Genomic DNA, 20,013 nt, shown 5'->3' with positions numbered 1-20,013 from the left:
CGTGGTGCCTGCCCGGATCACGATCACCCTTCGGTGGACCTGTTCGCCGCAGCTCGCCGAGCTGATCGCGGACCGGTTCGACCTGATCGGCCGTCCAGGCGACTGCACCCTGCTGCTGGACGGTCTCGACCAGGCCGCCCTTCGCGCTCTGCTCGCTCTGCTGTGGGACGCTGGGCACGAGGTGGTCGCGCTGACCTCGGAGCCGCCGCCGGGCACCGCTTCGCCGACGGAACTCCTCCACGCATCCTGCGCCGGCTCGATGCCGGCGAGGAAAGCCTTGCCGAGTTGACGGTGCTGCCAGTGCGGTCAGGACACCGGCGGTTCGGGGTCGGTGGCCAGGTCGATGCGCATCTCGATCGCATGTTGATCGAGCAGCCCCGCGTTCAACACCAACTGTTGGAGCGCGGTCGTCCAGCTGTCCCAATAGGGGCGGTCGGGTTCTGCCGCGATCGCGGCGATCAACTGCCGTCGGAACGGCTCGCGGTCGCCGTTGAAGCAGGTCTGGACGATGGCGGCGCACAGGCCGAACACGCGGGACTGCCACGGTGCCTCGAAGACGAGTTCGCCGTTGCGGCGCGGCGGGGCCGCGATCCCGTCGACATCCAAGAGGTCTGCTTTCACAGCCGCGCCACGCCGATCATCGAGTCCCGGGTGACGAGCTCGGCGAGCTCGGTCTCGGACAGCTCCTCCGTGCCGGCCGGTCGCTCGGGCACGACGAGGTAGCGCACCTCCGCGGAGCTGTCCCAGACCCGGACCTCGACGTCGTCCGGCAGGTCGCAGCCCATCTCTTCGAGCAGGACCCGCGGCTCTCGCACCATCCGCGCCCGGTAGGGCGGTTCCTTGTACCACCCCGGCGGGAGCCCGAGCACGTCCCAGGGGTAGCAGGAGCACAGCGTGCAGACCACGACGTTGTGCACACCCGGTTCGTTGGCCACCGCCACGAAGTTCTCGTCCGAGTCGAGACCGAGTTCGTCCAACGCCGCCGGACCGTCCTCCAACAGGCGTGCCCGGAAACCGGCATCGACCCAGGCACGAGCGACGGCTCTGGCGCCGTTCATCGGTCCGACATCGTTTTGATAGAAGCTGGTGACCGCTTCGATATAGCCCTCGGGTACGAGCCCCTTCTCGGTCAACAACTCCTCGAGAGCTGCGGCGCGGCGCTCGACCGGCGACGGGGGTGTGGGGTGGTGATGGTCGCCGTCGCGGGCTTGGCTCATGCCGGCTCCAGATAGTTGTCCCATAGATCGACGTTCACGGTAACGCCGGGCTGGCCGTCGTTCCAGAGCTCGTCGGCGTCGAAGCGCACCGAGTAGGTGGCCTCGCTGACTCGATGGACGGAGTGGGCCTCGACATCGGGGATGCTGAACCAGCCGTCGCACCGAGTCACGACTCCGACGTGACCGCGGACGTACCCGGGACAGCGAGTGTGACCGGGCGGATGCATATTGCGAACCCGTACGCGGTCGCCCACGCTGAACCGTGAGCGCCCGACCGGCGGATCGATGATGGTGTCAGCCTTCCCCGGCCGGGACAGCGGGTACGGTCCGCCGGCGCGTTCCTCGAGCTCGGCGCGCGTGACGATTCCGGACTCGACCGCCAGGGTCGCAAGAGCGGTCAGCCACCGTTCGTAGTACGACGCGGTCAAGTAGTCTGCCGGGTCCATCCGCTCGACCGCATGGCGATGGGCACCGGGGCTGGCGTTCGCGAGATGTTGGACCAACACTCCGAACAGCACGAAGGCGGCGGCTTCCCACCGCGCGGGAGGGCCTGGATTACCAGGCTGGACGACCACCGGCCCGAAACCCTGGCGCCCACCCAGGTCGTTGATCCCGTCCACACGGTGATCGTACGCAGCACGGACCGGCTCACACCGCCGAACGCGACGCCGAAGCGGCTGTAACGGTTTGCGACCTACGCGGAACAAATCCAGTGACCGGCGCTCGGTCGGCTCGATCCCACCATGGAGGACGTCATGCCCCATCTGCTCACCACCGCCGCACGTGACACGGTGCTCGTGCAGAGCAACGAGCCGGACCGAAACCGGCTTCTGACATTCCGCCGCGACCCGACAGCGGACGCGCTCGTCGAATCCGATCCGGTCGAGACCGGAGGCGCCGGCAGCGGAATGGCGCACCTCGCCTCCCAAGGGTCGGTGGCGATCGCGCACGGCGGCGACGCGGTGTTCGTGACGAACGCTGGGAGCGGCGATGTCAGCCTCCTGGCTTTCACCGAAGGCGGCCCGGTTCTGGTTGACGTCGCCGAGACCGGGGGTACGCCGGTCAGCGTGACCGAACGTGGCGGTCTGCTCTACGTCCTGGACAGCGCCCGAGCGTCACTGACCGGCTTCACCTGGCAATCCGCCGGTCTGGAGCCGGCGCCCGGGCCGCGGCGGGAGTGGGATCCCCAAGGCGCGCCCGCGCAGGTCGGGTTCAGCCCGGACGGAAGCCATCTCGTCGTGACCGAACGTGCGGCGGACCGGATCGTCGTCTTCCCGGTCGAGGCTTCGGGCGCCCTGGGCGAACCGGTCGTTCACGCCTCCTCAGGTGTCACCCCGTACGGTTTCGGATTCACGTCGACCGGCGTGCTCGTCGTGACCGAGGCATTCGGCGGTACGGCGGAGAAGTCGGCCGTCTCGTCGTACGCGCTGGCGAACGGATCACTGACGCCCATCTCGACCTCGGTCCGCAATGGCCGAACCGCGCTGTGCTGGGTCGCGGTCAGCCCGAACGGCGGGCTCGCCTACGGCGCCAACTATGGCGACGGCGCGGTCTCCCGCTACGACATCTCCGCCGACGGCCGCCTGACCCTGGGCGGACCCGCCGTCGACGTCGCGAACGACCAGGCGCCAGGACTGCGAGACCTCGACCTCGCCCGCGACGGTCGACACCTCTACGCGATCGATGTCGACTCCGGGCACCTCCTCGGCTGGACCGTCGACCAGTCGGGCGATCTCACCCGCGTCGACCGCCTGTCCGGATTGCCCTCCACCGCGGCCGGGATCGCGGCTACCTGACCGATGTCGTCGGCCCACGCCGGCAGGAGACGCGTCCGCGCCGCGGGCGTGCTCAGCCACCGCGGACAGCAAGCATCGAGCAACCATCCACCTCATCGATAGGACCTCTCGTGAAGATCGATACGCCTCATCAGCCCCGGATCCTCCGCCGCAGCGCGCTCGGTGCCGGCGCGGCCGCCCTCGCGCTGATTCTCGGCGCCGCCAATCCCGCCCAGGCGGCTTCCGCGTGCCGGGAGCTCCGCGGCAGCTACACCGAGCACGCCGTCAGCGCCGATTGCCAGTCACCGGTCGCCCTCTGCATCGCCGGCATCTACACGGGCCAGATCGAGGGCGCCTTCTTCGGTCAAGCCACCAGCATCACTACCACCGCCGACACCCCGACCACCGGCGTGGCCATGTTCACGTCGGACTCCACCATCGCTGCAACGATCGGGAAACGGCACGGAACACTGATCATCAAGAACGCCGGCGCGTTCGCGGCCGGCAACGGCGGACCGATCGTCGACCTGCAGACCATCATCGCCGGCACCGGCCAGCTCGCGGGGGCGACCGGAGCACTGCGAGCGAGCGGGACCTTCTCACCCACCTCCGGCGGCCAGTCCCGCTACGAAGGCATTCTGTGCTTGCGCTGACCAGGAACGCGCCCGAAATCGGTCGACGCGGCGGCCCTGGCTACGTGTCGAAGATCAGCGGCACACCGTTGACCAGCGCCACGGTGGCGGTGCCGAGATAGGCGGCGGCGCACAGGAAGCAGCCGGATGCCTTCCAGCCCGGGCTGTTGAGCAGCTCGCCGACCCCGCGGCAGGCGAGACCGCCGGCGCCGAGCGACACCACCACGATGATGCCGAGCACGATCCCCGTCTCCGCGCTCGACGGCAGGAGCTGGGTCAGTGCCACCGCAGCGTTGGCCACCAGGCCGAGCACGATCGCCGCCACCACCCCGAAGCGGGGCAGCCGGGCGTGCTGGACCACGGCCGCCTGCTGGACCGACGGTCCCCGGCTGCCGGCGTACTGCCTGGCGGCGTCCTCGTAACCGGTCGCCGGTTCGGTCGCCGCCACGGCGCTCCCGTCGGGATCCGTCATGCTCACCGTGATCTCCCCTCCGGCCCCATCATCTCGCCAGTGCGCATGATCGGAGTAGATCCATCGGGATGTAACCGGAACGATCGACTCCGTTCTCGGCACCGTCACCTGTCGTAGTAGCGGCCTAGCGTCTCGGCCCTGACCGCCTCGAAGCTGCCGGCGTCGATGCTGTCCCGGATCCGGTCCACCAGCGAGACGATGAACCGCTCGTTGTGGATCGTGCACAGGGTCGAGGCGAGCATCTCCTTGGCCTTGAACAGGTGGTGCAGATAGGCCCGGGTGTAGTTCGCGCAGGTGTAGCAGTCGCACTCGTCGTCGATCGGCACGTACGCCCGGCGCGACGCCGCGGTGTTCACGTTGAACCGGCCGTCGCGGGTGTAGACGGCGGCATTGCGCGCGACCCGGGACGGGTTGACGCAGTCGAAGGTGTCGGCGCCGTTCTCGATGCAGGCGAAGAAGTCGTCCGGCTCGGAGATGCCGAGCATGTGCCGTGGCTTGTCCTCCGGCAACTCGGAGCTGACCCAGCCCGTGATCGTGCCGAGGTTGGCCTTCTCCAGCGCGCCGCCGATGCCGAACCCGTCGAAGCGCTGGCCGTCGACGTCCAGCTGCGCCAGGCCGCGAGCGGCGGCCCGGCGAAGGTCCTCGTACTGCGCGCCCTGGACGACGCCGAACAGCGCCTGGTACGGCCGGTGCCGGCGCTGCTCGGTCAACAGTCGGTGCTCGGCCAGGCACCGCGCGGCCCACGCGTGGGTCCGCCCCACCGAGTGCTCCTGGTAGCCGCGGGTGTTCATCAGGGTGGTCAGCTCGTCGAAGGCGAACATGATGTCGGCACCCAGCTGGTGCTGGATCCGCATCGAGATCTCGGGGGTGAACCGGTGCCGGCTGCCGTCGAGATGGGAGGTGAAGGTCACGCCGTCGTCGTCGACAGCGGCCAACCGGGTCTTGCCCTCGGCGATCACGTCGTCGTTCGCCAGCCCGGAGGTATCCATCGCGAGCACCTTCTTGAACCCGACGCCCAGGCTCATCACCTGGAAGCCGCCGCTGTCGGTGAAGGTGGGACCCGGCCAGTTCATGAATCGGCCCAGGCCGCCGACCCCGTCGACGATGTCGGCGCCGGGCTGAAGGTAGAGGTGATAGGCGTTTGCGAGCACCGCCTGCGCGCCGAGCGCGGCCATCGATTCCGGCAGCACCGACTTGACCGTGGCCTTGGTGCCGACGGCGACGAAGGCCGGCGTGCGGATCGACCCGTGCGGGGTGGTGATCACGCCGGTTCGGCCCAGCTGCCCCGGGAGCCGGCTGCCGACCTCGAAGCCGAACCCCGGGTCTGCGGAGATCCGTTGCGGGCGCTGGTGGTCGACGGGCTCGGGCGCGCCCAGCCTGATCGGGCTCATCGGTGGCTGCCCTTCGACAAGCTCAGGGCACGTACGTCGCCGACCACGTGCCCTGAGCCTGTCGATGGGCACACCATCCGCACGGTCATCGCAACCTCAGCGCGGCCAGCGCGACGACGCCGGCAGTCGATGTGCGCAGCACGGTGTCGCCGAGCGACACGGCGCGTCCTCCGGCACCGGTCAGCAGCTCCAGCTCCCCGGGCGCGATACCACCCTCGGGCCCGATGATCACCAAGACCTCTCCCTCGTCCGGTACGCTCACCGCGCCGATCGGTTCGCCCGCCTCCTCGTGCAAGATCAGCGCGCGCGCGGCAGTCGCGACCCGCCCGGCGAGCCGACGGGTGTCGAGCGGGTCTGCCACCTCGGGCACCCGCAGCCGGCGGGACTGTTTGGCCGCCTCGCGAACGGTGGACCGCCAGCGGGTGAGTCCCCGTTCGACCCGATCGGCGCCCCATCGGGAGATCGACCGGGACGCCTGCCACGGGATCACTTCGTCCACGCCCGTCTCGGTCAGCATCTCGATCGCCAGCTCGTCGCGATCGCCCTTGGCCAGTGCCTGCGCGGCGACCCACCGCACCTGTCGCGTCGGCTCGACCAGCACCTCGGCCACCTCGATGCTCAGCGCGCCGGCATCGAGCTCCACCACCGCACCGCGGACGCCGCGGCCCCGGCCGTCGGCGATCACCAGCTGCTCGCCGGCCCGGATCCGACGTACCTTCACGGCGTGACGCCCCTCCGGGCCGTCCAGCCGGACGCGATCGCCGATCGCTGGTGTGCCGAGCTCCTCGATCAGGAAGACCGCATCACTCAAGATTCGTACTCACTGCCCGGCGAAGGCGTCCCGCAGCCGGCCGAACACGCCCCGTCCGTGCTTTTGCACCGTCACCTCGGGCCGCGTCTCCTCGCGCAGTTCGGCGAGCTGGCGGAGCAGCTCGCGTTGCTCGTCGTCCACCCGGGTCGGCGTCTGGACCAGCAGCGTGACCCCGAGCTGGCCGCGACCCGAACCGCGCAGCCGCGGCACTCCCTTGCCGTCCACGGCGATCCGGGTGCCGGACTGGGTGCCGGAGGGCACGCTCACCTTGACCGTCGACGTCTCCGCGCTCGCGTCGGGCAGATCGGCCTCCAGCGTCGCGACGTCGACCTCGGTGCCCAGCGCGGCCGCCGTCATCGGGATCTTCACCACCACCTCGAGATCGTCGCCCTCACGCCGGAACACCTCGTGCGGCGCGACGTTCAGCTCGACGTACAGATCGCCGGCGGGGCCGCCACCGGGACCGACCTCGCCGTGCGCGGACAGGTGGATCCGGTTGCCGGTGCTCACCCCGGCCGGGATCTTGACGTTGATGGTGCGGGTCGAGCGGACCCGGCCGTCGCCGGCACACTCCGGGCACGGGTCGGGGATCACCGTGCCGTAGCCGCGGCAGGTCGGGCAGGCCTGGGTGGTCCGGATGTCGCCGATGAACGAGCGCTGGACGTGGGTGACCTCGCCCTGACCGTGGCAGGTCTGGCAGGTCACCGGCTCCGAGCCCTCGGCCGAGCCGGAACCGGAGCAGCGTGGGCAGAGCACGGCGGTGTCGACCCGGAGCGGCTTGGTGATCCCGAACGCCGCCTCGGCCAGCTCGAGGTCCAGCCGGACCAGCGCGTCCTGACCGCGGCGGACCCGCGACCGCGGGCCGCGCGACGCCGTCTGGCCGAACATCGCGTCGACCAGGTTGGTGAAGTCGAAGCCGCTGGTGCCGAACCCACCGGCGCCGAAGCCGCCGGTGAACCCGCCGCCCATGCCGCCGCCGAGCGGGTCGCCGCCGCGGTCGTACAGGTCGCGTTTCTTCGGATCGGACAAGACCTCGTACGCCTCGGCGACCTTCTTGAACCGATCACCGGCGTCGGCCTCGGTCGCGACGTCGGGGTGCAGCTTCATCGCCAGCTGGCGGTAGGCCTTCTTGATCTGCTCGGCCGACGCGTCTCGCGGCACGCCGAGGATCTGGTAGTAGTCCGAGCTCATCGTGTGTTGATTCATCCTTCGGATAGGAAGCGTCCGACGTAGCGAGCTACGGCGCGGACCGATGCCATGGTCGAGGGGTAGTCCATCCGGGTCGGACCGACGATGCCGAGGGTGGCGAAGGCGTCGGCCTGGCTGCCGTAGGGGCTCGCGACCAGCGAGGTGGTCTGCAGCTCCTTGAACGGGTTCTCCTGCCCGATCCGGACCGTGACGTCGCCGTCGGTGCTCGCCTCACCGAGCAGCCTCAGCAGCACGACCTGCTCCTCCAGCGCCTCCAGCACCGGACGGACCGCGGTCTCGAACTCCTGGCCGAACCGGGTCAGGTTCGGCATCCCGCCGACCACGACCCGGGTCGAGCTCTCGCTGCCGAGCATCTCCAGCAGCGCGGCGATCCCGGCCTGCCCGATCACCGACAGCGAGGGCGGCAGCTCGTCCACCAGCTTCTGCAGCCGGGCGGCCGCCTGGGTCGAGGAGTTGCCGACGGTGGCGGCGTTGAGGTGGGCCCGCAGCTCGGCCAGCGTCTGCTCGTCGTGCTCGGGCAGCTCCAGCGCCCGCTGCTCGATCCGGCCGGTCGAGGTGATCAGGATCAGCAGCGCCCGGCTGGTGGTCAGCGACACCACCTCGACGTGGCGCACGGTGGAGTGGCTGAGCGTCGGATACTGCACGATGGCCACCTGCTGGGTCACCTGGGCGAGCAGCCGGACGGTGCGCAGCAGGATGTCGTCGAGGTCGATCGCCCCGGACAGGAACGTCACGATCGCCCGCTGCTCGGCCGGCGACAGCGGCTTGACGCTGCCCAGCCGGTCCACGAACAGCCGGTAGCCCTTGTCGGTCGGGATCCGGCCGGCGCTGGTATGGGGCTGGGTGATGTAGCCCTCCTCCTCCAGCGCGGCCATGTCGTTGCGGACGGTCGCCGGCGAGACACCGAGATCGTGTCGGTCGACGAGCGCCTTCGACCCGACCGGCTCCTGGGTGGAGACGTAGTCGGCGACGATGGCGCGCAGCACCTGCAGCTTGCGGTCGTCCATGGGTTCTCCACCTCCTCCGGGATCGAGTCGCCGCCGGGTCCGCTTTGGCACTCGGACAGACGGAGTGCCAGTCTATCGCGGTGAGCACACCCTTCCCCGCAGCGAAGCTCGGCGACTGGCACGCGGTCGCTCAGGGCGTACACGTGCTGGTGGCCGAGCCCGCCGGCGTCAACCTCGCGCTGGTCGTGGGTTCCGATCGCGCGGTCGTGGTGGATGCAGGGTCGTCGCCCGCCCAGGGACGGGCGCTGCGCGCCGCGGTCGGGTCGGTCACCGATCGGCCGCTGGCGGCGGTGGTCGCCACCCACTGGCACCACGACCACGCCTTCGGGCTGGCCGGTTTCGCCGGGGTGGAGACGATCGCGCACGAGAGCGTACGTCCCCGGCTGGCCTCGGCGGCCGCGGCCGAGGAGGCGGATCGGCTCGGGTTCGCCGCGACCGAGCTGGCGCTGCCGACCCGGGAGCTGGCGCTGGCCGCCGCCCTGGACCTGGGTGGCGGCCGACGGGTGGAGGTGGTGCACCTCGGCCGCGGGCACACCGACGGCGATCTGGTCCTGGTGGTCCCGGACGCCGATCTCGTGCTCGCCGGCGACCTGGTGGAGTCGGCCGGACCGCCCTCGTACGGGGCGGACTCCTGGGCGCACGAGTGGCCCGCCACCCTGGACGGCCTGATCGGACTGATGACCGCGACCACCCGGGCCGTGCCGGGCCACGGTTCGCCGGTGGATCGCGAGTTCGTGTTCGAGCAGCGCGGCCGGGTCGCGGCCGTCTCGGGCGAGATCAGCCGGCTCGCCGGCCTCGGCGTCTCGGCGGAGCAGGCCGAGTCCCGCGGCACCTGGGCGCTCCCCTTCGACGCGGTCCGCCCAGGCCTCGACACCGCCCTCGCCCAGGTCCGCTCCGGCCCCCGCCGCCCCACCCTCCCACTCGCCTGACCTCCCCCCTCCTCCGAGTTGTCAGGTTCTCAGCGCGCTATAGCTCGCTGAGAACCTGACAACTCGGGGGCAATGGGGAGTTATCCACAGATTGCATTCCGCGAACCTGAGGACGCCGATATCGGGCCGAGCATGTCCGACATGTACGCGGCCACAGAACACCTTCCGGCCCTGGCGAGCCTTGCTCGCCGGCAGCTCGGAGCGATCCACCGACGCCAGTTCGACACCTGCAATGTCCCCCGCGGCTACGTCGCCGCGCAGGTCACAGCGAGTCGCTGGACCGCGATCGGAGACAACGTCGTCCTCCTCCAGAACGCCCCTCCCACCCGCGCCCAGCTCATCTGGCTTGCGGTCCTCGACGCGCCGCCGCCGGCCGCCATCGGTAGTCACACAGCGCTCGAGCTCGCCGGCATGGACCCGATCGCGGCCGAGGCATCGCTGATCCACCTGATCGTCGTGCGTGGGTCGACCCCGACGCCGCTGCCCGGTGTGCGTATTCACGAGTCGCGGCGGCTATCGCCGGACGACATCATGAGACGGGGCGGTCCGCCGCGTACCCATCCCGCGCGATCGGCCGTCGACGCCGGTGCGTGGCAACCGTATCCGCGATTCGCGTGCCTCATGGTGACGGCAGCCGTCCAGCGACGGATCTGCTCGGTCGCCGACCTCGAGCGGACGCTCGAGGAGGTCGGACGGGTCCGCCATCGGGCCTACATGCGACTCGCGGTCCAGGAGGCGGCGGGCGGTGCGCACACGCTCGGCGAACAGGATCTGACGCGCATGTGCCGGCGCTTCAACCTGAAGCCACCGACCCGGCAGGCCCGCCGGAGGGATCCCTCGGGCCGCTCCCGCTATCTCGACGCCGAGTGGGAGCTGTCGAACGGGGAGATCGTCGTGCTGGAGATCGATGGTGGTCACCATATGCAGGTCGAGCACTGGGAGGCCGACATGCGCAGGGAGCGCGCGATCGTGGTGAGCCGGCGACGGGTGCTCCGGGCCACCAACTTCGAGATCCGGCTGGATCCGGGGTCAGTCGCCCGGGACCTGATCGCGCTCGGCGTCCCGACCACGGGCGAGTTGTCAGGTTCTCAGCGAGCTATAGCGCGCTGAGAACCTGACAACTCCGGGAACGGGGGTCAGACGAGGCCGGACTGGTAGGCGATCACGACGAGCTGGGCGCGATCGCGGGCGCCGAGCTTCACCATGATCCGGCTGACGTGGGTACGGGCGGTGGCCGGGCTGACCACCAGGCGCTCGGCGATCTCGGCGTTGTTGCATCCCTCGCCGATCAGGGCCAGCACCTCGCGCTCGCGCTCGGTCAGGCTGCTCAGCAAGGGGTGCACCCGGCGGGTCCGGGCGCCGCCCTGCAAGGTCTCGATCACCCGCCTCGTCACCGACGGCGACAGCAGCGACTCCCCTACCGCCGCGAGCCGGATCGCGCGCAGCAGGTCGTTCGGCTCGGTCTCCTTCACCAGGAAGCCGGCCGCACCGGCGCGCAGCGCGGCGAAGACGTTCTCGTCGGACTCGAACGTCGTCAGCATGACCACCCGGGTGCCGGCCGTCTCCGGGGCGGCGACGATCTGGCGGAGCGCCTCGATGCCGTCCAGGCCGGGCATCCGGATATCCATCAAGATCACGTCCGGCGGGTCCGCCCGGGCCAGCCGGACCGCCTGCCGGCCGTCCTCGGCCTCCCAGGACAGCCTCAGATCGTCCTCCGACTCGGCCAGCACCCGCAGGCCCATCCGGATCAGCTGTTGATCATCGGCAATGCCCAGACTGATCGTCTCGCCGCTGATCATGCATCCACCGGCATGGTGACCGCCGGCAGCACGGCGCTGACCTCGACCCCGCCGCCCGGCCGAGGACGTACGTCCACCCGGCCGCCGACCGCCGCCGCGCGCTCCTGCATTCCCCGGATCCCGTTGCCAGACAGCAGTTTCTCGGGCCGGACGACGGGTCCGTGATCACTGACCGTGATCAGCAGCCGGTCGTCCCGACGGGCGATGTCGATCGACGCGGGTGCGTCCGCGGCGTGCCGGACGACGTTGGTCAGTGCCTCCTGGACGATCCGGTAGGCCGCGTGGTCGACGGCGGCGGGAAGTTCGGCCCCAATGTCCCCGCCGGCCCGGATGTCACCGCCGGTGCCGATGTCGCCGTCGGTGCGGACGTCCACGTTCCGCCCGGCCGCGCGTACGGCCGCGACCAGGTCCCCGAGCCGGTCCAGGCCGGCCTGCGGCGCGGTCGGCTCGGGTCCGTCCTCGCGGAACATGTCGAGGGTCTGCCGCAGCTCGGCCAGGGCGTCCTTGCTCGAGGACCGGATGGCCTCCAACGAGGCGGCGACCTGCTCGGGCCGCCGGTCCAGCACGTGCAGGGCCACCCCGGCCTGCAGGTTGATCACCGACAGGCTGTGCCCGACCACGTCATGCACCTCGCGGGCGATCCGCATCCGCTCGGCGTAGACGTACCGGTCCCGCTCGGCCTCCCGCTCGCGCGCCTCCGCGTCGCGCCGCGATCGGCGCAGCACCAGGAACAGCGCCGGCAGGATGACGGCCGCCGAGCCGAACAGCGCCGCCGGCAAGACCGCGGCGTCGAGCAGGCCGCCGTACGGCTGCCGCCAGAAGCCGGCGGACATCATCACCGGCAGCGCCGCCAGCCACGGCAGCCACGCCCGCAGTGGGAGCCGGTCGGCCAGCGCCAGCACGGCCAGCGCCGGCGCGAGCAGCGCGGGACCGTACGGACCACCCGCGGCCAGGAACGCGGTGGTCCCGGCCACCACCGCCAGGTACGCCGAGCGCGGGAAGACCCGTCGCAGTGCGAGCCCGACCACCAGCACCGCGATACCGACGCCGATCAGCCACGGCAGCGACCAGGCGGTCGAGACCAGGTTCGGGTCGGGTCGCCGGAACGGCGGGCCGCCACCCATCCGCATCGGCGGGCCGCCCCGTGGGCGCCCGTCGTCCCACCACTGCTGCCAGCGCGTGCTCGCCCAGGCGAGTGAGCCGACGGCGACGCCCAGCGCCGCGTCGATCGGCAGCACCCGGCGGAAGTCGGCACCCGGCATGCCACCGAGCCTAGGCGAGCCGGGCGGGTGGATGCATCGGCCGGATCGCGTAGCCGTCGTACGTCCGTCGACGTACGCGAACTGTCGCTTCCGGGGCGATGCGGGACGCCCGGCCCGAGGGCAGGCTGGCAGCCATGGATCATCACCACTTTCCACCGGGCGGACCGGACCCCGCCCACGCCTTCTCGTTCGCACCGTTCCTGGGAGGACTCATGTTCCTGCTGTTCCTGCTGCTCGTCGCCGGCACCTTGTTCTATCTGGTCCGCACCGGCCGGATCTCCGCACCGCCGTGGGTCGCCGCGCGCACCTCTCCGGAGTTCGAGGCACGCAAGATCTTGTCCGAGCGCTTCGCCCGCGGTGACATCACGACCGACGAGTTCATGGAGCGGGCCAGCGTGCTCAACTGGACGCCGGGAGTCGAGCCGGCCCGCGCGAAGAGCACGCGCAAGAAGACGTCCTGACCGCTCGCCGACTGGCGAGGAAGCGGGCCGTCGGGCTATGCTGAACTCAACGTAAGCGCTTTCGCAGTCGGCGGGAGCGCCCGGCGAGGAGGATCGCATGGCGCCCGAGGCGGCCAGGATCGCAGTCATCGGCATCCACGGACACGGGGCGTCCCACGTGCTCAACGCCGGGCGCGTGGGGCGGCTCGTGGCGGTGGTGGACCCACGGCCACCGCAGCCACAGACGCCGGCCGCCGACGACGACGTGCGGTGGTTCACCGACCTGGATTCCTTGCTGGCCGCGGATCTGGCGCTCGACGTCGCGGTGCTGTGTACGCCGTTGCATACCCACGCGGCGATGACGACGACGCTGCTGCGGGCCGGACTGGACGTGCTGCTGGAGAAGCCGCCGACCACCACCCTGGCCGAGTTCGAGGCCCTGCTCGCGGTCTCCGCCGAGACCGGGAGGCTGTGTCAGGTCGGCTTCCAGAGCCTCGGCTCGCAGGCACTGGAGCGGGTCGACCAGCTCGTGGCGTCCGGCGCGATCGGCACGGTCAGCCACCTCGGCGCGGTCGGCACCTGGGTCCGGCGCCGGGCCTACTGGCAGCGCGCGGCGTGGGCCGGCAAGCGCAGCCTGGACGGCCGTCCCGTGGTCGACGGGGTGATCACCAACCCGCTGGCGCACGCCACCGCGACGGCCTTGCGCCTGGCCGGCGCGCGACGAGCGGTCGACGTGACGTCGATCGACCTCGCACTGTTCCGCGCCAACGACATCGAGGCCGACGACACGTCGTCGGTCCGGATCGAGACCGAGGCGGGTCCGACCGTCATCGGCGCCTTCACCTTGTGCGCCGAGACCGAGCGGCCGCCGTCGGTCACCGTCTACGGCAGCACCGGCAGCATCCGGCTGGACTACACCCTGGACCGGGTGCACTGGACCCACGACGGCGGCACCGTGACCACCGAGCACGAGCGGAGCGATCTGCTCGCCGACCTGATCGCCGCCCGCACCGACGGCACGGCGCTGCTCAACCCGCTCGCCGACAACGGTGCGTTCATGCGGGTGATGGAGGCAGTCCGGACCGCGCCGGACCCGCAACCGATCCCGAGCGCGTACGTCCGCTGGGAGGGAGAGGGCCTGGACGCTCACCCGATCGTCCCCGGCATCGACGCGGCCCTCGCACGGGTGGCCGACGAGGACGTGGCCCTGCACCGGGTCGTGAAGTTCTCGACGAGCTGGAGCAGGTTGAGAGCCTGACCAGCAGCTAACCGACGACGAGGGTGCCGTCCACCCGGCGCGGGATGCCGAGCGGATTGTCGTCCTGCAGGGCCGGCGGCAGCACCGACGCCGGCGCGTCCTGGAAGACCACCGGTCGCTGGAAGCGCCGGGCGGCGGTCGCGCCCACCGAGGTATGGATCGAGGTCGTGGCCGGCCACGGACCGCCGTGGTGCTGCGACCAGGTGACGGCGACGCCGGTCGGCCAGCCGCCGAACAGGACCCGGCCGGCCAGCCCGGACAGGGTCTCGGCCAGCGCGCGGACGTCCTCGCCCGGCGCCGCGTGGACGGTCGCCGTGAGCGAGCCCTCCAGCGAGCCGAGCACGGCGTCGCGCTCGGCCTCGTCGGCGTAACGCACCAGCAGGGTCACGGGACCGAAGCACTCGGCCAGCAGGGTGTCCGGATCCGCCACCACCGCGGCTGCCGTCGTGGCCAGCACGGTCGGCGCCGGCACCTCGTCGGTCGCACCCTCGCCCTGGCGTGCGATCACCTCGACCGACGCGTGCCCGGTCAGCGCTTCCAGCCCGGCGTGGAAGCCCTCCTCGATCCGCCCGTTCAGCAGCGGCGCGGGTTTCGCCGCGCCCAGCGCCTCGGCCACCGCGTCCTCGAGCCCGGCGCCTGCCGGGACGAGCACGACGCCGGGATTGGTGCAGAACTGACCCGCGCCGAGGGTGAAGGAGCCGACCAGCCCGCTGGCCAGTTGCGCTGCGGAGGCGGCGGCTGCGGCGGGCGTGATCACCACCGGATTCACGCTGCCCAGCTCGGCATAGAACGGGATCGGGGCCGGCCGGCCGTTGGCCAGGTCGAACAGGACCCGGCCACCGTGCAGCGAGCCGGTGAATCCCGCTGCCTTGATCGCCGGGTGCTGGACCAGGTCACGGCCGGCCTCGAGGCCCTCGACCAGGCCGAACGCGCCGTCCGGCGCGCCGGCCCCGGCCAGCGCCGCGCGGACCACGTCCGCGGTCCGCCGAGACAGCTCCAGGTGCCCGGGGTGGGCCTTGACGACCACCGGACAGCCGACCGCCAGCGCCGAGGCCGTGTCGCCACCGGCCACACTGAACGCGAACGGGAAGTTGCTCGCCGCGTAGACCGCGACCGGGCCGATCGGGACCAGCACCCGGCGTAGCTCCGGCTGCGGCGGCGTGGCGTCGGGCCGGGCATGGTCGATGATCGCCTCGAGATAGCCGCCGTCGCGGACGACCGCCGCGAAGAGGCGCAGCTGCCCGGTCGTCCGGGCCACCTCGCCGGTCAGCCGAGCCTCCGGCATGTGGGTCTCGGCGATCGCGATCGGCACCAGCTCACCACCGGCGGCATCCAGCGCGTCGGCCACGGCCTCCAGCCAGCGGGCCCGCTGCTCGCCGGTCGCCCGGGCCATCGCCGGTGCGGCGGCGGACGCCGCGGCAACGAGCTGATCCAGATCGGGTGCGGTCGTGGTGGCGCTCATTCTTCTCTCCTTGCGGTCTTCGTGATCGGTAGCTGTTCAGCCGAAGTGCAGCCCGAGGCCGCCGACCCGGTGGCCTCCGACGTCGTCGGCGAGCGCGAGCTCCGCGCCGCGGCGCAGCACCGGTGTCGGCTCGTCGACGAAACCCAACCCCTCCAGTCCAGCATCCTCGACCTCTTCGATCCACACCGCCTCCGGCAGGCTGAAGGCGATCTGGGCCGAGAGATCGGGCAGCAGGTGCGGAGCGAGCGTCCGGTCGGCGGTCCGGACCAGGTCCGCGATCCGCAGGAACGGGGTCAGCCCGCCGACCCGGACGATGTTGGGTTGGACCACGTCGATCGCCTCGGCGGCCAGGAACTCGCGGAAGCGGTACGCGGTGTGCACGTTCTCCCCGCAGGCCAGCGGGAGGCCGATCTTGGTCCGCAGGTAGCGGTACGCGGCCAGGTCGTCGGCTCGCACGGGCTCCTCGATCCAATGCAGATCGAACCGCTGGAGCGCCCGGATGCCGCGCTCGGCGGCCGGTACGTCCCACCGCTGGTTGGCATCGACGGCGAGCCAGCGCTGCGGGCCGAGGATGTCACGGACCGCGGCGACCCGTTCCAGGTCGCGGTCGAGGTCCGGGCTGCCGACCTTGATCTTGGCCCCGCGGTAGCCCGCGGCGACCCAGCGATGCGCCTGCTCGGTCAGCTGGTCCAGCGAGTAGTGCAGGTTCACCCCGCTGCCGTAGGCGCGGACGCTCCGCCGGCGCACTCCCAGCAGCTCGCTCAGTCCGACGCCGGCCGCCTTGGCCCGCAGGTCCCACAGCGCCAGATCCAGGCCGGCCATCGCGATCGTGGTCAGACCACCGCCGCCCGCTTCGTGCAGATGCCGCCACAGGTCGTCCCAGATCAGCTCCGGGCGGGCGGGCCGGCCGACGGCGAACGCGGTGATGTCGTGATCGAGCAGGGCCTGCACCGCGTGCGGGCCGATGGTCGGGGTCCAGCTGAATCCCTGCCCTGACGAAGATCCCGCCGTCACTTCGACCACGATCGCGTGCAACTCCGGCACGTCCGGACCCCACGGTCGCGACAGCCTCCGGGTGATCAGCCGCGTCCTGATCGACTCGATCTGAGGTTCGCTCACAACAACTCTCGCCCGCGGGCCAGCAGATCGGCCAGGGCCGCCTCGTGCTCCGGCGTCGGGTCCACCAGCGGGGCCCGGACGCCGCCGACCGGCAGCCCGCCCTGGCGCACACCCGCCTTGATCAACGACACCGCGTAGCCCGGTACCTGGTCCCGCAGCGCGACCAGCGGCCGGTAGAACCCACGCAGCAGTTCCTCCCGTCGTACGTCGTCGCCGGCGGTGTACGCGACAAAGAACCCGTTCGCGATCTCCGGTGCCATCGCGAACACGGCCGAGGAATACAGCGGCACGCCGATAGCGCGGAACGCCGCCTGGGTCAGCTCGGCGGTCAGCAGGCCGTTGAAGAACAAGAAGTCGTCTCGACCGGCGTCGCGCACCGCCAGCACGACCAGCTGGGTGGTGCCGATGTCGCCGACGCCGTCCTTGAAGCCGATCACCCTCGGGTTCGCCGCCAGCCGGGTCACCGTCGCGGGCGACAGCTGGGCATTGGCGCGGTGGTAGACGATCAGCGGCAGCTCGGTCGCCTCGGCGATCGTCTCCACGTACCGGACCAGACCGTCCGCCGGCGCGTTCACCAGATACGGCGGCAGCACCAGCAGGCCCTCGGCGCCGGCGTCGGCGGCGACCTTGGCACAGCCGAGAGCGTGCCCGAGCGGTCCTCCGGTGCCACCCAGCACGGGCGTACGCCCTCCCGCCGCCGACACCGCGGCGGAGACCACCGTGCCCACCTCGGCGACCGACAGGGCATGGAACTCCCCCGTCCCGCACGCCGCGAAGACCGCACCCGGCGCGTGGTCCAGCCGGCTGGCGACGTGCTCCTTCAGCAGAGCGGCGTCCACCTCTCCGGAGCCGGTGAAGGGGGTGATCGGGAAGAACAGCACGCCGTCGAGATTCATGATCTGGCTCCGACTGGGATCGAGGGGTTGGACGCGATGGGAAGGGCGAGCTCGGTTCGCCAGCTGCGGGCGGGCCGCCAGCCGAGCAGCTCGGCGGCTTTGGCGATGGAAAACGCCGGTGCGGTATCGACCAGGTCGGCGGCGAGCTCGTCGGTGCCGGGCAGGAACCGCGGGATCAGCTCGGCCAACGGCCGGGTGGCCATCGCGTCCGCGGCGCCGACGAAGAACGTCTCGCCCGGCGGCAGGTCGGCGGCGGCGCGCAGCCAGACGTCGACGAAGTCCGCGGCGTCACGCGCATCGACGTAGTTGAACAACGAGACCGCGGCCAGTGCTGGGTCGGCCAGCCGCTCGGCGACCGTGTGTCCCTGCTGGGTCGGGGCGCCGTGCCACTCGTCCGGTGAGATCACGAAGCACGGCCGGAACGAGCCGAGCGCCACCGCTTTCCCTTGCTGGGCGGCGAACATGGCGACGATCGACTCGATCGTGATCTTGGAGAGCGCGTACGCGTTCCACGGCCGGAGCGGATGTCGTTCGTCGATCGGCAGGTAGCTCGGCAGCCAGCCGTTCGGGTTGCCGTAGCCGAGCGGTGTCGGGCTGGAGGCGGCGAGCACCCGGGTCGCGCCGTTCGCCACGGCCGCCTGCACGACATGGAAGGCGATCGAGGTGTTGGTGTTCCAGATCACCGGCTCCGGTGCACTGAACGGGGTGGCGATCGCGGCCAGGTGCACGACGGCTTCCGGCGCGGTCCGGCCGAAGGCTGCCACGGTCGCGGCGAAGTCGGTCAGGTCGACCGCCAGCTGGCTCACCGCGGCGGGAGCGTCCGGGGCGGCCACCCGGTCGATCGAGACGACCTCGTGCCCTGTCTCGACGAGTCCGGCGACGACGCTGCGGCCGAGCCGGCCGCTGCCGCCGGTGACGGCGACCTTCACCGCGCACCGGCCGGAGCCGGCTCGGCGTCCGCGGACCGCAGCGACAGGCCGAACTCCGCCGTGTCGACCGGGCGCCCCTCGGCCAGGCTGACGTTGCCCGCGATGCCGACGATCACGCTCCGGACGCCGTCGAGATAGCCGGCGGCCCGCCCGAGCGGATCGTCGCCGGCGCCGCGGAAGACGTCGTCGAGCAGCATCGCGTCGCCACCGCCGTGCGCGCCGGCGCCTACGGGGATGGCGATCTCCTCGGCCCGCTGCCAGAGCCGCTGCAGAACGACCCGCTCGCCCACCGGCCGGATCCGGTCCTGGGCAGCGTCGGAGTCGTGCGCCGCGCTGGGATCGACCACGGCCTTGCCGTCGTGCTGGTCGGCGGCCGAACGGACCCAACCGCGCTCGATCACCTCCAGCTCCAGCCGCCCCTCGGTGCCGTTGAACCCGACCCGGTAGCCCTCCCAGGGCGAGAAGGCGTTGAGCGAGTAGGTCATGGTCGTGCCGCCGGCATAGTCGACCAGCAGGCTGAGCGAGTCCTCCACCGTGATGCCGGTGTCGAACACATCCTTGTCGCGCCGGTAGCCGTCGACGTGCTCGGCGTCGAGGTAGAGGCCCTTCAGCAGCGGGTCGGCGGCCAGGTCGAGCCGGAACGGGTCGGTGCCGGCCGGCTGGTCCCGGCTCAGCTTCGGGCGGTGGCCGAGGCCGCGGCGGGCGGCGTTGTCGGCGCCGTAGAACTTGAGCCCGCCGCGGGCGTAGACCCGGGAGGGGACGTCGTCGAGCCACCAGTTCACCAGATCGAAGTGGTGGGTGGACTTGTGCACCAGCAGGCCGCCGGAGTGCGCCTTCTCCCGGTGCCAGCGGCGGAAGTAGTCCGCGCCGTGCGAGGTGTCGAGCAGCCACTCGAAGTGCACCGAGGTGATCTGCCCGATCGCGCCGGAGCCGAGCAGCTCCTTCACCACCGAGTTGCGCGGCGAGTAGCGGTAGTTGAACGTCACGGTCAGCTCGCCGGCGGACTCGTCGAGACTGGTGACGATCTTGGTCAGCCGGTCGCGGTCGATGGTCATCGGTTTCTCGCTCACCGCGTCGATGCCACGATCCAGCGCCGCGCAGATGTAGCGATCGTGGGTGTCGTCGGGCGAGGTGACGATCAGGCAGTCCGGCGACGTCTCGGCGAACAGGCGGTCGAGCTCATCCGGTGAGTAGGCCGGGATCGCGTCCAGCCCGAGTTCGCGCCGATAGAAGTCGACCCTCGCCCGGTTCGGTTCGCAGAGCGCGACCAGCTCGCCGACGTCGGCGTGGCTGCGGGCCAGCGCCGCCAGATACATCCGCGCTCGGGACCCAGTGCCCACCAGGGCGTAGCGGCGGCGCTGCGATGACGACATGAAACGTATCTCCTCGAGGCTGGCGAGTAATC

At 71.3% G+C, this 20,013-nt stretch carries 23 protein-coding genes; 7 read left to right on the top strand and 16 right to left on the bottom strand.

Annotated elements, in window-relative coordinates; all coding sequences use genetic code 11:
- Positions 1-4: 4 nt before the first annotated feature.
- Positions 5-289, top strand: coding sequence for a hypothetical protein (locus ABD747_RS08595; protein ID WP_344803402.1), 285 nt, complete (start codon positions 5-7; stop codon positions 287-289).
- Between the two features lie 17 nt (positions 290-306).
- Here the strand turns inward: ABD747_RS08595 and ABD747_RS08590 are convergent, their stop codons facing one another.
- The 3 genes from ABD747_RS08590 to nthB are packed head-to-tail and all read right to left on the bottom strand — an operon-like array spanning position 307 to position 1,837.
- Entirely contained in the window at positions 307-606 is a 300-nt protein-coding gene (locus ABD747_RS08590) for a hypothetical protein (protein WP_344803400.1), read from the bottom strand.
- An 11-nt stretch (positions 607-617) separates the two neighbouring features.
- On the bottom strand, positions 618-1,217 hold the full coding sequence (gene nthA / locus ABD747_RS08585) for a nitrile hydratase subunit alpha (protein WP_344803398.1): 600 nt from the start codon (positions 1,215-1,217) through the stop codon (positions 618-620).
- Positions 1,214-1,837, bottom strand: coding sequence for a nitrile hydratase subunit beta (gene nthB / locus ABD747_RS08580; RefSeq protein WP_344803396.1), 624 nt, complete (start codon positions 1,835-1,837; stop codon positions 1,214-1,216). Before nthB ends, nthA begins: the two co-directional genes overlap by 4 nt.
- 135 nt (positions 1,838-1,972) lie before the next feature.
- Between nthB and ABD747_RS08575 the strand changes: the two genes are divergently transcribed.
- Both ABD747_RS08575 and ABD747_RS08570 read left to right on the top strand, forming a co-directional pair.
- A complete protein-coding gene (locus ABD747_RS08575; protein ID WP_344803394.1) occupies positions 1,973-3,013 on the top strand; it encodes a lactonase family protein in 1,041 nt (346 codons plus the stop codon).
- Positions 3,014-3,123: 110 nt separating this feature from the next.
- On the top strand, positions 3,124-3,645 hold the full coding sequence (locus tag ABD747_RS08570) for a DUF3224 domain-containing protein (RefSeq protein WP_344803393.1): 522 nt from the start codon (positions 3,124-3,126) through the stop codon (positions 3,643-3,645).
- 40 nt (positions 3,646-3,685) lie between these two features.
- On the opposite strand, the gene ABD747_RS08565 is transcribed toward ABD747_RS08570, so the two are convergent.
- The 5 genes from ABD747_RS08565 to hrcA all read right to left on the bottom strand — a co-directional run bounded on the left by ABD747_RS08565 (position 3,686) and on the right by hrcA (position 8,514).
- The gene (locus ABD747_RS08565) at positions 3,686-4,102 is read right to left on the bottom strand and encodes a hypothetical protein (RefSeq protein ID WP_344803391.1); all 417 of its coding nucleotides are present in this window, start codon (positions 4,100-4,102) and stop codon (positions 3,686-3,688) included.
- 98 nt (positions 4,103-4,200) lie between these two features.
- Positions 4,201-5,487, bottom strand: coding sequence for a tRNA guanosine(34) transglycosylase Tgt (gene tgt, locus ABD747_RS08560; RefSeq protein ID WP_344803389.1), 1,287 nt, complete (start codon positions 5,485-5,487; stop codon positions 4,201-4,203).
- An 85-nt stretch (positions 5,488-5,572) separates the two neighbouring features.
- Complete coding sequence (locus ABD747_RS08555) at positions 5,573-6,298, bottom strand: 16S rRNA (uracil(1498)-N(3))-methyltransferase (RefSeq protein ID WP_344803387.1); 726 nt, start codon at positions 6,296-6,298, stop codon at positions 5,573-5,575.
- Between the two features lie 9 nt (positions 6,299-6,307).
- The gene (gene dnaJ / locus ABD747_RS08550; RefSeq protein WP_344803590.1) at positions 6,308-7,489 is read right to left on the bottom strand and encodes a molecular chaperone DnaJ; all 1,182 of its coding nucleotides are present in this window, start codon (positions 7,487-7,489) and stop codon (positions 6,308-6,310) included.
- A gap of 11 nt (positions 7,490-7,500) precedes the next feature.
- Positions 7,501-8,514 carry a heat-inducible transcriptional repressor HrcA gene (gene hrcA / locus ABD747_RS08545; protein WP_344803385.1) on the bottom strand — a complete coding sequence of 338 codons (1,014 nt, stop codon included), beginning with the start codon at positions 8,512-8,514 and terminating at the stop codon, positions 7,501-7,503.
- An 80-nt stretch (positions 8,515-8,594) separates the two neighbouring features.
- On the opposite strand from hrcA, the gene ABD747_RS08540 reads away from it, so the two are divergent.
- Positions 8,595-9,443, top strand: a complete 849-nt coding sequence (locus ABD747_RS08540) for an MBL fold metallo-hydrolase (protein WP_344803383.1) — start codon at positions 8,595-8,597, stop codon at positions 9,441-9,443.
- A 132-nt stretch (positions 9,444-9,575) separates the two neighbouring features.
- Positions 9,576-10,553 (top strand): hypothetical protein, encoded by a 978-nt coding sequence (locus tag ABD747_RS08535; protein WP_344803381.1) that lies wholly within the window; start codon positions 9,576-9,578, stop codon positions 10,551-10,553.
- 26 nt (positions 10,554-10,579) lie between these two features.
- On the opposite strand, the gene ABD747_RS08530 is transcribed toward ABD747_RS08535, so the two are convergent.
- Genes ABD747_RS08530 through ABD747_RS08520 form a run of 3 tightly spaced genes read right to left on the bottom strand, consistent with a single transcriptional unit; the run spans position 10,580 to position 12,640 of the window.
- Entirely contained in the window at positions 10,580-11,242 is a 663-nt protein-coding gene (locus tag ABD747_RS08530) for a response regulator transcription factor (RefSeq protein WP_344803379.1), read from the bottom strand.
- Entirely contained in the window at positions 11,239-12,504 is a 1,266-nt protein-coding gene (locus tag ABD747_RS08525; RefSeq protein WP_344803377.1) for a sensor histidine kinase, read from the bottom strand. Before ABD747_RS08525 ends, ABD747_RS08530 begins: the two co-directional genes overlap by 4 nt.
- Before the next feature lie 10 nt (positions 12,505-12,514).
- A complete protein-coding gene (locus ABD747_RS08520; protein ID WP_344803375.1) occupies positions 12,515-12,640 on the bottom strand; it encodes a hypothetical protein in 126 nt (41 codons plus the stop codon).
- Here ABD747_RS08520 and ABD747_RS08515 point away from each other — a divergent pair.
- Positions 12,639-12,965, top strand: coding sequence for an SHOCT domain-containing protein (locus tag ABD747_RS08515; protein ID WP_344803373.1), 327 nt, complete (start codon positions 12,639-12,641; stop codon positions 12,963-12,965). The genes ABD747_RS08520 and ABD747_RS08515 overlap by 2 nt on opposite strands.
- 97 nt (positions 12,966-13,062) lie before the next feature.
- The gene (locus ABD747_RS08510; protein ID WP_344803371.1) at positions 13,063-14,202 is read left to right on the top strand and encodes a Gfo/Idh/MocA family protein; all 1,140 of its coding nucleotides are present in this window, start codon (positions 13,063-13,065) and stop codon (positions 14,200-14,202) included.
- Between the two features lie 7 nt (positions 14,203-14,209).
- On the opposite strand, the gene ABD747_RS08505 is transcribed toward ABD747_RS08510, so the two are convergent.
- From ABD747_RS08505 to ABD747_RS08485, 5 genes are read right to left on the bottom strand one after another with little or no spacing between them, the layout of a single operon-like run.
- Positions 14,210-15,664 carry an aldehyde dehydrogenase (NADP(+)) gene (locus tag ABD747_RS08505; protein ID WP_344803369.1) on the bottom strand — a complete coding sequence of 485 codons (1,455 nt, stop codon included), beginning with the start codon at positions 15,662-15,664 and terminating at the stop codon, positions 14,210-14,212.
- Positions 15,665-15,700: 36 nt separating this feature from the next.
- Positions 15,701-16,783, bottom strand: a complete 1,083-nt coding sequence (locus ABD747_RS08500; RefSeq protein ID WP_344803367.1) for a mandelate racemase/muconate lactonizing enzyme family protein — start codon at positions 16,781-16,783, stop codon at positions 15,701-15,703.
- The gene (locus ABD747_RS08495; protein WP_344803365.1) at positions 16,780-17,679 is read right to left on the bottom strand and encodes a 5-dehydro-4-deoxyglucarate dehydratase; all 900 of its coding nucleotides are present in this window, start codon (positions 17,677-17,679) and stop codon (positions 16,780-16,782) included. The genes ABD747_RS08500 and ABD747_RS08495 overlap by 4 nt, the downstream gene beginning before the upstream one ends.
- Positions 17,676-18,608: an NAD-dependent epimerase/dehydratase family protein gene (locus ABD747_RS08490; RefSeq protein ID WP_344803363.1), complete on the bottom strand. Its 933-nt coding sequence runs from the start codon at positions 18,606-18,608 to the stop codon at positions 17,676-17,678. The genes ABD747_RS08495 and ABD747_RS08490 overlap by 4 nt, the downstream gene beginning before the upstream one ends.
- On the bottom strand, positions 18,605-19,981 hold the full coding sequence (locus ABD747_RS08485) for a Gfo/Idh/MocA family protein (RefSeq protein ID WP_344803361.1): 1,377 nt from the start codon (positions 19,979-19,981) through the stop codon (positions 18,605-18,607). Before ABD747_RS08485 ends, ABD747_RS08490 begins: the two co-directional genes overlap by 4 nt.
- Positions 19,982-20,013 lie beyond the last annotated feature (32 nt).

The sequence above is a fragment of the Microlunatus ginsengisoli genome (assembly GCF_039537205.1).
Taxonomy (GTDB): domain Bacteria; phylum Actinomycetota; class Actinomycetes; order Propionibacteriales; family Propionibacteriaceae; genus Microlunatus; species Microlunatus ginsengisoli.
Note: the sequence above shows the minus strand (reverse complement) of the source record. Positions and strands in the feature narration are given on the sequence as shown.